This is a genomic window from Paenimyroides viscosum, from assembly GCF_003858535.1.
Taxonomy (GTDB): domain Bacteria; phylum Bacteroidota; class Bacteroidia; order Flavobacteriales; family Flavobacteriaceae; genus Flavobacterium; species Flavobacterium viscosum.
Window position 1 is genome coordinate 32,752 of the sequence record NZ_RQTJ01000013.1, and the last position, 12,947, is coordinate 45,698.

13 protein-coding genes are annotated in these 12,947 nt (G+C 34.6%); 7 read left to right on the forward strand and 6 right to left on the reverse strand.

Features of this window, described 5'->3' with window-relative positions; genetic code table 11:
• Window positions 1-15: 15 nt before the first annotated feature.
• From katG to EG242_RS07725, 3 genes are all read right to left on the reverse strand, one after another.
• A complete protein-coding gene (gene katG / locus EG242_RS07715) occupies window positions 16-2,325 on the reverse strand; it encodes a catalase/peroxidase HPI (RefSeq protein ID WP_124899315.1) in 2,310 nt (769 codons plus the stop codon).
• Between the two features lie 236 nt (window positions 2,326-2,561).
• Complete coding sequence (locus EG242_RS07720; RefSeq protein WP_124899316.1) at window positions 2,562-3,107, reverse strand: hypothetical protein; 546 nt, start codon at window positions 3,105-3,107, stop codon at window positions 2,562-2,564.
• Window positions 3,108-3,151: 44 nt separating this feature from the next.
• Window positions 3,152-4,084, reverse strand: coding sequence for a peptidylprolyl isomerase (locus EG242_RS07725; protein ID WP_124899317.1), 933 nt, complete (start codon window positions 4,082-4,084; stop codon window positions 3,152-3,154).
• Between the two features lie 111 nt (window positions 4,085-4,195).
• On the opposite strand from EG242_RS07725, the gene trmD reads away from it, so the two are divergent.
• From trmD to rplS, 5 genes are all read left to right on the forward strand, one after another.
• Window positions 4,196-4,876: a tRNA (guanosine(37)-N1)-methyltransferase TrmD gene (trmD, locus tag EG242_RS07730; protein WP_124899318.1), complete on the forward strand. Its 681-nt coding sequence runs from the start codon at window positions 4,196-4,198 to the stop codon at window positions 4,874-4,876.
• A 78-nt stretch (window positions 4,877-4,954) separates the two neighbouring features.
• Window positions 4,955-5,188: a hypothetical protein gene (locus EG242_RS07735; RefSeq protein ID WP_124899319.1), complete on the forward strand. Its 234-nt coding sequence runs from the start codon at window positions 4,955-4,957 to the stop codon at window positions 5,186-5,188.
• Window positions 5,172-5,471: a type II toxin-antitoxin system RelE/ParE family toxin gene (locus EG242_RS07740; RefSeq protein WP_124899320.1), complete on the forward strand. Its 300-nt coding sequence runs from the start codon at window positions 5,172-5,174 to the stop codon at window positions 5,469-5,471. The genes EG242_RS07735 and EG242_RS07740 overlap by 17 nt, the downstream gene beginning before the upstream one ends.
• Before the next feature lie 126 nt (window positions 5,472-5,597).
• Entirely contained in the window at window positions 5,598-6,458 is an 861-nt protein-coding gene (locus EG242_RS07745; protein ID WP_124899321.1) for a TraB/GumN family protein, read from the forward strand.
• Between the two features lie 160 nt (window positions 6,459-6,618).
• A complete protein-coding gene (gene rplS, locus EG242_RS07750) occupies window positions 6,619-6,975 on the forward strand; it encodes a 50S ribosomal protein L19 (protein ID WP_124899322.1) in 357 nt (118 codons plus the stop codon).
• A gap of 159 nt (window positions 6,976-7,134) precedes the next feature.
• Here rplS and EG242_RS07755 read toward each other — a convergent pair whose 3' ends face one another.
• Together EG242_RS07755 and EG242_RS07760 are read right to left on the reverse strand one after the other, a co-directional pair.
• A complete protein-coding gene (locus EG242_RS07755) occupies window positions 7,135-7,842 on the reverse strand; it encodes a DUF4369 domain-containing protein (protein WP_158608855.1) in 708 nt (235 codons plus the stop codon).
• Window position 7,843: 1 nt separating this feature from the next.
• Window positions 7,844-8,167: a YbaB/EbfC family nucleoid-associated protein gene (locus EG242_RS07760; RefSeq protein ID WP_124899324.1), complete on the reverse strand. Its 324-nt coding sequence runs from the start codon at window positions 8,165-8,167 to the stop codon at window positions 7,844-7,846.
• A 135-nt stretch (window positions 8,168-8,302) separates the two neighbouring features.
• On the opposite strand from EG242_RS07760, the gene EG242_RS07765 reads away from it, so the two are divergent.
• Window positions 8,303-10,366: a S9 family peptidase gene (locus tag EG242_RS07765; protein WP_124899325.1), complete on the forward strand. Its 2,064-nt coding sequence runs from the start codon at window positions 8,303-8,305 to the stop codon at window positions 10,364-10,366.
• Window positions 10,367-10,449: 83 nt separating this feature from the next.
• Here EG242_RS07765 and EG242_RS07770 read toward each other — a convergent pair whose 3' ends face one another.
• Window positions 10,450-11,445, reverse strand: a complete 996-nt coding sequence (locus tag EG242_RS07770; RefSeq protein WP_124899326.1) for a T9SS type A sorting domain-containing protein — start codon at window positions 11,443-11,445, stop codon at window positions 10,450-10,452.
• A 162-nt stretch (window positions 11,446-11,607) separates the two neighbouring features.
• Between EG242_RS07770 and EG242_RS07775 the strand changes: the two genes are divergently transcribed.
• Entirely contained in the window at window positions 11,608-12,645 is a 1,038-nt protein-coding gene (locus tag EG242_RS07775; RefSeq protein ID WP_124899327.1) for a PLP-dependent cysteine synthase family protein, read from the forward strand.
• Window positions 12,646-12,947 lie beyond the last annotated feature (302 nt).

Here is a 12,947-nt window from a genome sequence, read left to right on the forward strand (position 1 = left end):
TTTTATTTTTTTTAATTATTTTAAATCAAAACGATCTAAGTCCATTACCTTCACCCAAGCAGCAGCAAAATCTTTTACAAATTTTTCTTTTGCATCGGCGCTGGCATACACTTCAGAAAGCGCTCTTAATTCTGAATGTGATCCAAAAATTAAATCGGCACGTGAAGCTGTGTACTGTTGTTTACCTGTTTTGCTGTCTTTACCAATGAATAACTCATTTGTAGCATCAGCTGCACTCCATTCGGTATTCATATTTAACAAGTTCACAAAATACTCGTTGGTTAACGCCTCTTTTTTATCAGATAAAATTCCGTTATTAGAACCGTCATAGTTTGCATTTAAAGAACGTAATCCACCTACTAAAACAGTCATTTCAGGAGCAGTAAGCGTTAATAATTCTGCTTTATCAACCAATAACTGTTCGGTACTCATAAACGCACGATCTGTGTTCACATAGTTACGGAATCCATCTGCAACCGGCTCTAAATAAGCGAACGATTTTACGTCAGTTTGCTCTTGTGTAGCATCAACACGACCTGTATTAAAAGGCACTTCTAATTTAACACCTGCATTGTTTGCTGCTTTCTCCACAGCGGTTGATCCACCTAAAACAATTAAATCTGCCAAAGAAACCTGTTTTCCGTTTGTAGCTTTTGCATTGAATTTGTTTTGGATCTCCGTTAATTTATTCAATACTTTATCTAACTGTGCTGGATTATTAACTTCCCAGTTACGTTGTGGCAACAAGGCAATTCGTGCTCCATTTGCCCCACCTCTACGATCGGAATGACGATAAGTTGAAGCAGATGCCCAAGCCGTTGAAACCAATTCACTGATGGTTAAGTCCGATTTAGCAATTTCATTTTTTAATTCTGTTATATCTTTTGCATCGATCATTATGCCTTTCACTGCAGGCAATGGATCTTGCCAACCAAAATCTTGTGTGGGCGCATCTGTACCTAAATACGTGGCTTTTGGTCCCATATCACGGTGTGTTAATTTAAACCACGCTTGTGCAAACGCAATTTCAAAACGCTCTGGGTGTTCCATGAAATAGCGAGAAATACGCTCGTATTCCGGATCAAATCGTAAAGATAAATCGGTAGTTAGCATGGTAGGTTTGTGTTTTTTACCTTCTTCAAACGCATCTGGCACCATTACTTTAGGATCTTTCGCTACCCATTGGTACGCACCTGCTGGTGATTTTGTAAGTTCCCATTCGTTATTAAACAGGTTTTTAAAGAAACCGTGGCTCCATTGTGTAGGTGTAGAAACCCAAGTAACTTCTAAACCAGAACCAATTTGATCGGCACCTTTACCCGATTTGAATGAGCTTTTCCAACCTAATCCCATTTGTTCGATTCCCGCTTCTTCAGGAGTTGCCCCTACCAAACTTGCATCGCCTGCACCGTGTGTTTTACCAAATGAGTGACCACCGGCTATTAATGCAACTGTTTCGGCATCATTCATACCCATACGCGCAAATGTTTCACGAATATCTTGAGCTGCTAAAAGTGGATCTGGTTTACCATCTGGACCTTCCGGGTTTACATAGATCAAACCTAATTCGGCTGCTGCCAATGGTTGTTCTAATTCGCGGTTTTCATTGTAACGACTGCCTTCTCCTCCACTTTTTGCTAACCATTGTTTTTCTGATCCCCAATAAGCTTCTTGCGCTTCCCACACATCAGTTCTACCTCCGGCAAAACCAATTGTTTTAAAGCCCATGTTTTCTAAAGCCACATTTCCGGTTAATATCATAAGATCTGCCCAAGAAATTTTGTTTCCGTATTTTTGTTTAATAGGCCAAAGTAAACGACGTGCTTTATCTAAACCTACGTTATCAGGCCAAGAGTTTTGTGGTGCAAAACGTTGCATACCCATACGCGTTCCACCACGACCATCACCTGTACGGTAAGTTCCTGCGCTATGCCAAGCCATACGTACAAACAATGGTCCGTAATTTCCAAAATCGGCAGGCCACCAATCTTGCGATTGCGTCAACATTTCGTTAATGTCTTTCTTAATTGCTTCTAAATCTAAGCTATTAAAGGCTTCAGCATAATCAAAATCAACAGACATTGGAGTGGATAACGAAGAGTTTTGACGTAATACACCCAAATCTAAACGGTTTGGCCACCAATCTTTATTGGTATTGGTACTGCGGTTTTGATATAATTTTTTTGTAACTTCACTTGGACCGTCTACCATGGTACCATTAAGGTACGGACATTGAGTTAAATCACTACCGTTTGTGGTATTTGGCCCTTGTGCATTTGCAGACAAAGCAACCAACATACCAATAGAAAGAACTAATTTTTTCATCTGTTAAAATCTGTTGTTTTATTTGATGGCAAAATTAGGTTTTGCAACTAGTGTTCTTCAATGTTTACAATAAAACGTTTTTATATTACGATAGGTAATTAAGATAACGATTTGTTGGCATACAAGTTCTTATTGGCTATAAATTGATAACCGTTTGGTTAGATCCAATGTAACTATGTAAACAATAAAAAAAGAGTTAAAACATATAGTTAACTCTTTCTTCAATTTCAGCTTTCTTACCTTTTTTCTAAAACCACTTCAATAGGTTTATTCATTCTTCTACCAAACTGCATAGCTTGCTGACGTTCTTCAGAATCGCACAAAATATACATATTATACGGAGCCAACTGCATCATAAATGTTTTAAAATGTCCGCCGTTTGCTTCACCGTCTGTATCTTCGATTTTTAAATAATACGCTTCGGCATTAAAGGTATTAGAAACCGTTACCAAATAATGATCATCAGCAAAATAATAGAACCACTTACCTTGATCAAAACCTTCTAAACGTTTGTTGTTCGCATCAATTTTATAATTGCGAACAAAATGCAACGGTTGGTTGTTGTTTTTCCAACTCAATTTAAAATCTCTGTTGATGACTTCGTTTCCATTCTCATCACAAATACTCATTTTTAACCCGTTAATGGTTTGTGTTTTACCATCTTCATGAGGTTTTACAACGATATAACTCGTAAAATCGTATCCGCAGTGAATAGCATCACCAATTTGAGCAAATGATTGTACCGATAAAAACATCGAAACACCTAAAAGTATTTTTTTCATAGTGCAAAAATAAAAATACCTCTTTAAAAAAGAGGCATTTTGTTTTATTTAACATCTATAAGTTCTACATCAAAAATCAACGTAGCATTTGGCGGAATAACACCACCAGCACCACGAGAACCGTAACCTAAGTGTGATGGAATTACAAATCGAGCTTTATCGCCAACTTTTAATAACATAATTCCTTCGTCCCAACCTTCAATCACCTGACCTATTCCCACGGTAAATTCTAATGGCTGCTTACGTTTGTACGATTCATCAAACACCTGTCCGTTTGGCAATTGTCCTTTATAATGAACAGCTACTTTACTGCCTTTAGTTGCTTGCTTACCCGATCCTTGATGAATATATTGGTAACGTAAACCACTATCGGTTTTTTGAAAACCTGCTGCAATTTTATCTAATTCGGCTTCAACTTTTGCTTTTTCGTCTGCTAATCTTTTAGTACGAGATCCTTCAAAAGTTCTAAACGCTTCAACAGCATTCCATTTTTCAGCTTCATCGCCCACACGGATAATCTCGACTTTATCCATTTTATCTCCTGGTTCTACTGCATCAACAACATCTTGTCCTTCAACTACGTGTCCAAAAACGGTATGATTGTTATCTAACCAAGGTGTTGCAATGTGCGTGATAAAAAATTGAGATCCATTAGTACCAGGACCTGCATTTGCCATAGAAAGAATTCCAGGAACATCATGTTTTAATTCTGGATGAAATTCATCATCAAATTTATAACCCGGACCACCAGAACCTGTCCCTGTTGGATCACCACCTTGAATCATAAAATCAGCAATTACTCTGTGAAAAGTCAAACCATCATAATAAGGTTTTCCTTGCGTACGAGCCGTGTTTTCTAAATTTCCTTCTGCCAAAGCAACAAAGTTTCCTACTGTACCTGGTGTTTTATCGTAAGTTAGTTTTACTAAAATTTCACCTTTTGGTGTTGTGAATTTTGCGTATATACCGTTTTCCATAATAAATTTAATAAGCTACAAATATAAGGTTATTTCTTTTTATGGATCTTAAAATTACGATAAAGCTGTTTTGCTAAAAAGAAAGTGTAATTTTGCAGCAAATATTTTTTTATGCGTATTGATATTATAACTGTTTTACCCGAATTAATTAAGAGTCCGTTTGAAGCATCGATTTTAAAAAGAGCCATTGCCAAAGGTTTGGTGGAAGTGCATTTTCATAATTTAAGAGATTATAGTACCAATAAACATAAAAATGTAGACGATTACCAATTTGGAGGCGGTGCAGGAATGGTTTTAAGTATTGAACCAATTGATAAATGCATTACCAAACTGAAAGCCGAACGCACGTACGATGAGATTATTTATATGACACCCGATGGCGAAACGCTGAATCAGCAAATTGCTAACAGCATGTCTATGGTCGAAAATATTATTATTCTGTGTGGACATTACAAAGGAGTTGACCAACGGGTGCGCGATCATTTTATTACCAGAGAGATTTCTATTGGCGATTATGTGCTTTCGGGCGGTGAATTAGGTGCTGCTGTTTTGTGCGATGCCATTATTCGATTGATTCCTGGAGTACTTTCTAACGAAACATCTGCCCTAACCGACAGTTTCCAAGATAATTTACTGGCTCCACCAATTTATACACGTCCGGCTGAATACAATGGATGGAAAGTGCCTGATATTTTATTGAGTGGAAATTTTCCCGAAATTGAAAAATGGCGCGAAGAAAAAGCATACGAACACACTAAAAATCGCAGACCCGATTTATTAGAAAACGAGTAACTTACTGCTAGATACTATTTTAGAAGGATCGTAATAAATTAAAATTTAATTCATAAATTTGAATTAACTAACAAATGTATGAATACACAAACGTTAAATAAAAAAATTGAATTAATCCAATGGCTATCTACATTGGAAGATCATTCTATTATAGAAAAACTACTGAAATTCAAAAAAGAAGAAACTAAAGATTGGTGGGATTCTATTTCTGAAGGAGAGAAAGAATCAATTGAAAAGGGGATTTCCGATGCTGATAATAACAAATTAGAACCGCATTCAAATGTGAGAAAAATCTATGAAAAGTGGCTTTAATATTGAATGGACACAAAATGCGAGAAAGGAATTAAAAAAAACGATAGAATATCTTGAGGAAAATTTTTCGGAAAAAGAAATTAAAAAATTGGTTCAGAAAATTGAAAACATCACTGAATTAATATCCCAAAATCAAAATTTATTTCCAAAATCAAAAAGTAATAACATCCACAAAGTTGTTATTTTAAAGTTCAACACTTTATATTATCGTACTCAAAATAATAGTGTTGAAATTTTATCATTCTTCCCAAACAGACAAAATCCTTTAAAAAGAAAAATATAGAAACATCTTTTTAATAAACAATTACACACATTCTTCTTTAATCATTCGCTGCAAAAGATAAAAATTCACACAGATATTATGTAACATTTTCAATAAACTGCTACTTACTTTACAAAGAAATTAATTATGAAGAAATTAGTAAAAAGTATCGCAGTATGCGCCTTAACATTAGTATCGTTTACAATATTTGCTCAAGACAATAAAAGTTTGTTATGGGAAATTTCAGGTAAGGGTTTAGAAAAACCATCGTACGTTTTTGGAACCATTCACATGATTTGTCAAGAAGATTACATCATGACCGAAACCATTCAAAACACGTTGAAAAATGTTGATGCATTTTATGCCGAAATCGATTTTTCTAACCCAGAAAACATGGCTGTTTTGCAACAATCTATGATGAGTGAAACACCTTTATCGCAAAGATTAAACAATGAACAATATCAAAAATTACAACAACTGTTAAAAGAAGTGGTAGATTTAGATATTACTCAATTTGAACACCTTACCGATGCTGCTATTGTAAGTATGGTTACGTTTAAATCGTTTCCTTGTACCGATTTTAAAATGTACGAATTAGAGTTGTTACAAACTGCAGCCGCTACTCAAAAGAAAATGGGCGGTTTAGAAACTGCTACTGAACAAATGGAGATTTTAGGAAAAACATTAGGGATTGATGCTGTTTTTGAAATGCTGAACGACCTTAAAAAAGACGGCTTTAAATCAACTAAAGAAATGGTTGCTTTGTATACCAATCAAGACATGCAAGGTTTGTACGATTATATGAAAAAAAGCAGTTATATGACCGATGAAGTGTATAACGAAATGCTTACTAAACGAAATCATAATTGGATAAACGAGATGCCTGAACTTATGAAAAATCAATCGGTCTTTTTTGCTGTTGGTGCAGCTCATTTAAGTGGAAATGACGGTGTATTGAAACTTTTAAAAGACAACGGCTATACAGTTAAGCCTGTAAATATTCAATAAACATCTTATTTACAACAACATAGATCAACAATTCCTCTCATCTTTTTAAAGGAATTGTTTGTTTTATTTATAAATTATTACTTATATTTGCCCCACTTTTGGATCAACCTCTGGCGAGAACCGTGCACGTTGGTTTGAATTAACTTAAAAAATTTACAAAATGTCTTTAGATTTAGTAAAATTCGTACAAGACGAATTCGTTACAAAAAAAGATTTCCCAGATTTTAAAGCGGGTGATACTATTACAGTTTACTACGAAATTAAAGAGGGTGAAAAAACAAGAACTCAGTTCTTTAAAGGTGTAGTTATTCAAAGAAGAGGGTCTGGCGCTACTGAAACTTTTACAATTCGTAAAATGTCTGGTAACGTTGGTGTTGAGCGTATTTTCCCAGTGAACATGCCAGCTTTACAAAAAGTTGAATTGAACCAAAGAGGTAAAGTTCGTAGAGCACGTATTTTCTACTTTAGAGAACTTACTGGTAAAAAAGCTAAAATTAAAGAATTACGTAGAAAGTAATCTTTTAATTAAGATCATAAAAAACACCAATCGTTTGATTGGTGTTTTTTGTTTTTCTGATTATTCCGAATATTTAGATAATTGTAATTCCTTAGGAATCTTAATTCGCTTAGAGATGCTTATAGCATGACAAACTTTATATATTTAACAAACAGACCTTTACTGCTTCTTAATCAATTCTAAATATTCTTTTAGAATTTTACCGTATTTACTTTGAGCTACTTCTGGGGTAAAACTTTTGTATATCGTATCTAATTTGTTATTACTTACAGGCACTACATCGGTTAAAGTAATATAAGGCGCCACTTCATAAGTATTATTTTTTAATACAAAATTTACAGCGTGTAAATATTGCATACGATTGTTTCTGTTTAAAACCTGCTCTAAACTATCTGCTTTATGTAATAAATCATTTTTTTGAGCAAGAATAATAGCCTTAATCAAATCGGTTGATTTATGACTCAATGTTTTTCTCGAATCCAAATATTTCGAATAGAGTTCATGGTTCTTAGATCCTTCAATAACCGCGTCAGCAGAAAAATGATCCAATGAACTGTTGATTTTTAAATTTCCCGGTTCGGCAAAAAACAAAATCAGGTTGTCCATAGACTGCGATGTTCCTCGGTTCAATCCCAAAAACAGCACTTCAGGTTCATTAAGATCAAAACCCGTTTCAAAAGTCGATTTTCCTTTTAAAACAATACTATCTAAAGTAACCAACGTACTATCTTTTAACTGCTGAATATATAAAGTTCCTTGTTTTAACCCTTTAATTTCGCCAGTTATCTGAGTATTTCCCAATTTTTTATCGCTGTTGCACGAAACCATCGCAGCAACACCCATAAATAGTAAAAATAACTTTTTCATACTACTTAAATAAATCCATTCCTGGAATATTGGGCATACCGTCTTTTGCAGCCGCAGCCAATTCAGTTTCATTAATCGCACCCGCTCTGTTCAATGCCTTATTCAATGTTAAAATCAAATAATCTTCTAACTGCTCTTTATCTTGCAATAACTCTTCGGCTATTTCTAAATTTTTTATTTCTCTGTTAGCTGTAACGGTCAGTTTCAACAAACCATCAGCACTTTGTTCATCAATTAGCACCGTGTTTAAACGTTGCTTTGTTTCTTCAACCTTTTTTTGAGCATCTTGTAATTTTCCCATCATGCCCATTAAATCTCCAAACATATTCTTATATTTATTTTTTACAAAAATATCAAATTCAATTAACATGACTAATTTTAATTTATGAAACAATCAAATACTTTTATGCTTGCTTTTTGTAGTATTTTTGCAATTGCATGTTCAACAACAAATACTAAAATGAATAACACTATAAAAGAACCCATTGCCAAGATTAATCCTACTAATTTAGAGAAACATGGCGATGTTCGCACCGATAATTACTACTGGCTAAACCAACGTGAAAACCCCGAAGTAATTAATTATATTGAAGAAGAAAACAACTATTACAATACGTTAACGGCACATACCAAAGATTTTCAGGAAGATTTATTCGAGGAAATGAAAAGCCGTATTAAGGAAGACGATTCTTCAGTTCCCTATTTTTACAACGGATATTGGTATTTAACTCGATTTGAAAAAGGAAAAGATTACCCAATCTACACCCGTAAAAAAGGCAGCTTAGATGCAGCCGAAGAAATTTTGTTCGATTGTAACCAAATGGCTCAAGGGTATGCGTACTTTAAATTAGGTGGTTTAAACATTAGCGACGACAATAAATTTGCTGCTTTTGGAGTGGATACTGTTTCTCGCCGTGAATACACCATTCAGATTAAAAACTTAGAAACAGGCGAAATTTTGCCTACAAAAATTGAAAAAACGACAGGAAGTAGCACTTGGGCAGCCGATAACAAATCGCTGTTCTATTCTCGGAAAGACGAGCAAACGCTGCGTGCCGACCGAATTTTTAAACATACTTTAGGAAACGACGTTGCGAAAGACGAATTGATTTTCACAGAGAAAGATGAAACTTTTAATACCTATATCTATCGTTCAAAATCTAAAAAATATTTGTTTATAGGTTCTGAAAGTACGTTGACATCAGAATATCAAATTTTAGAAGCATCAAATCCCGAAGGAAAATTCCGCGTTTTTCAAAAACGTACCCGCGGATTGGAATATTCGGTTTCGCATTACAACGATCATTTTTATATTGTGACCAACAAAGATAAAGCGACTAATTTTAAGTTAATGATTACGCCCGAAACGGCTACAACTAAAGAAAATTGGAAAGATTTAATTCCGCATCGTGAAGATGTTTTGTTAGAAGGAATTGATATTTTCAAGGATTATTTAGTGGTTTCTGAACGATTCAACGGCTTATCGCACATTAAAATTCAGCCTTGGCAAAATCCTGAACAAGCCTATTATTTACCTTTTGAAAGCGAAACGTTTACAGCTTATACCACTACCAATGTAGATTTCGACACCGAAATTCTTCGTTATGGATACCAATCTTTGGCAACACCTTCGTCGGTGATTGATTTTAATATGCGTACCAAAGAAAAAACGGTTAAAAAAGAGCAGGAAGTTTTAGGTGGAAAATTCAACAAAGAAAATTACACCGAAGAACGAGTTTGGGCAACTGCTGCCGATGGAACTAAAATTCCAATTTCGTTGGTTTACAAAAAGGATTTGAAGAAAGACGGAACAAATCCGTTACTTCAATACGCTTACGGATCGTACGGTTCAACGATGGAGCCTTATTTTTCTACGGTTCGCTTAAGTTTGTTAGACCGTGGATTTATTTACGCCATTGCACATATTCGCGGTGGCGAAGATTTGGGCAGAGAATGGTACGAAAACGGAAAACTGCTTAAAAAGAAAAATACGTTTACAGATTTTGTTGATTGTTCTAAATTTTTGATCGATCAAAAATATACTTCACCTCAACATTTGTATGCCGAAGGCGGATCCGCAGGTGGTTTGTTAATGGGTGTGGTTATAAATGAAGCTCCGCAGCTTTATAACGGTGTTATTGCTCAAGTTCCGTTTGTTGATGTGGTTACTACCATGTTAGACGATTCTATTCCGTTGACTACCGGAGAATATGATGAATGGGGAAATCCGAACGAAAAAGAGTATTACGATTACATGAAATCTTATTCGCCTTACGATAACGTAAAAGCGCAAGATTATCCTAACTTGTATATTTCGACAGGTTTTCACGATTCGCAAGTGCAATATTGGGAACCTGCAAAATGGATCGCCAAGTTGCGTGCAATGCGTACAAACAAAAATTTATTGCTTTTAGATACCAATATGGATGCCGGTCACGGCGGTGCATCTGGTCGTTTTGAAGCACTGAAAGAAGTAGCCAAAGAATTTACCTTTCTGTTAGATTTGGAAGGAATTAAGAAGTAACATTCATTTCAATTTATAGAAAAACCCTTTCAAATTTTAAAATCTGAAAGGGTTTTTCTTAATATTATCTATGGCAAAAACTTTCACTTCTTAATCATTTTTTTTACAGCAATACCCGCATTAGTTTGTATATGAAGCATGTACGTACCGCTTGCTAAACCCTCTACATTTAACTGTATTTGTGCTTGATTATTAAAGTTTTGTGTGTTTAATTGTTTTCCTACAACATCATATACAGTAATTTTTTCTACCAATATATTTTCGCTATTGGCTATGTTAACTATATTTGTAGAGGGGTTAGGGAATATATTAAATTTAGATGATACAAATTCATTTACGTTTAAAATATAAGATGGCACACTTTGCAATGCAGTAAGTTTAATATTATCATATTTAACCACAGTTCCTAATTCTAAATTATTCAAGAAAAACATTATTTTAGTTAATGCTAGATATTTTGTTTCAACATCTACTATAAAAAGATTTAGTGTGGGAATATAAAAATAAACCTTTCTTGCATTATAATCAATAAAAAGCTCAGCCTTAATCCACATATTATAAGGGAAAGTAGTGGCATCATATTGTTTTAAGGTTGATGTAGGTATATCTGAATTTAAATGATAGGATAGAATTTCATATTTATTATTAATTGAAGCAAAAACAAATCCATTTACCAATGCGCCTTCACCCTGACCAATACCACCTCGTGCAATAAAGCTTCCTGATCCATTAAATTCATATTCAAGCTTTAACACATTGTTACCCGCCGTTCGACTATTCCATAAAACATTAAAAATACCGTCATCTTGATTAATTGAAATATTTTGTGGAGATGTGTCATTTGTTGTAACGGTCAGTACATTACCTTTTCCACTTTCTGGAGTAACCATTGCCGTCACAGTAGAATTATTATTAGACTTACGTACCACCCAATCACCTTGACCAGCAATAGTACCAGTGTAGTCGGGATTCAAATGTGTTGCAGGGTAGCTGTTAAAATCTTCGGTATAAAGAACTTGTGCTATACCAAATGGCGCTGTGAGTAAATAAGTTATTAATAAAAATGTATTTTTCTTCATAATATTTTGGTTTAAATGTTAAATATAAGAAATTAAATCTAAAAAACATGTTACACGATATTTCAAAAGGATAATTTTTTTAACTTTTTGTCAATCATTAAAAAAATAGTACTTTTGCCACGTTAACTAGCGAGGTTAAAAAAATCGCTAAAAACAAGAAAAATGAAAGACGAGATCCAGGCGCATGAGAATATTTTAGATTTTGTAGGCAATACACCGCTTATTAAGTTAAAAAAAGTATCTCAAGGTTTAAAAGGAAACTTTTTTGCTAAAGTAGAAGCTTTTAATCCGGGGCACTCATCAAAAGACCGTATTGCTTTACATATTGTGGAAGAAGCAGAACGCAAAGGTATTTTAAAACCGGGCAGTATTATTGTTGAAACAACATCGGGTAACACCGGTTTCAGCATTGCAATGGTCAGCATTATTAAAGGTTACGAATGTATTTTAGCGGTAACGTCTAAATCATCAAAAGATAAAATCGATATGCTGAAGGCAATGGGTGCAAAAGTGTACGTTTGTCCGGCAAATGTATCAGCAGACGATCCGCGTTCGTATTACAGTGCTGCAAAGCGTATTCATCAGGAAACTGCTGGTTCGGTTTACATCAATCAGTATTTTAACGAGTTGAATATCGATGCACATTATAAAACTACTGGACCTGAAATTTGGAAACAAACCAACGGCAAAATAACGCATTTGTTCGCTTGTTCTGGTACAGGCGGGACCATTTCGGGAACGGCAAAATTTTTAAAGGAACAAAATCAAAACATCCGTATTTTAGGTGTTGATGCTTTTGGATCGGTTTTAAAGAAATTTCACGAAACGCATGAATTTGATCCGAATGAGATTTATCCGTACCGAATTGAAGGAATGGGAAAAAATTTGATTCCTACAGCAACCGATTTTTCTGTGATTGATCAGTTTATGAAAGTTACCGACGAAGATGCCGCACACACCGCACGCGAAATTTCTAAAACCGAAGGTCTTTTTGTTGGATACACATCTGGAGCGGCTTTTCAAGCTGTTCGTCAGTTCGATGCTGAAGGTGAATTTAACGCAAACAGCAATGTGGTGGTTATTTTCCCTGATCATGGATCGCGTTATATGAGCAAAATTTACAGCGATGACTGGATGCGCGAACAAGGTTTTTTCGACAATCAAAAAGTGGAACAAAACGATATTGAATACATCAAATAGTTTTTTTAGAACATAGATATTAGAAAACAGATTAAAAGGAAAGCGAACGTTTTCCTTTTTTTATTTAATAACCCTGAATGTCAAGCTAAACTTGTTTAACTTCGTTCAGTTCTCAAGCTTGTGTCAGCTTATCACGAGAATAATTTCTGAATGCGATTCCGAAACAAGTTCGGAATGACAAGCTTAATGTGAAGAAATCGTAATAATTAATTTCCTTGCTATTTATTTATTGATTAATATATTGTTCAGTATTTCAGATAATCACTTTTTTATTGCTTCAATTTAAAACTTCTTACCAAAAA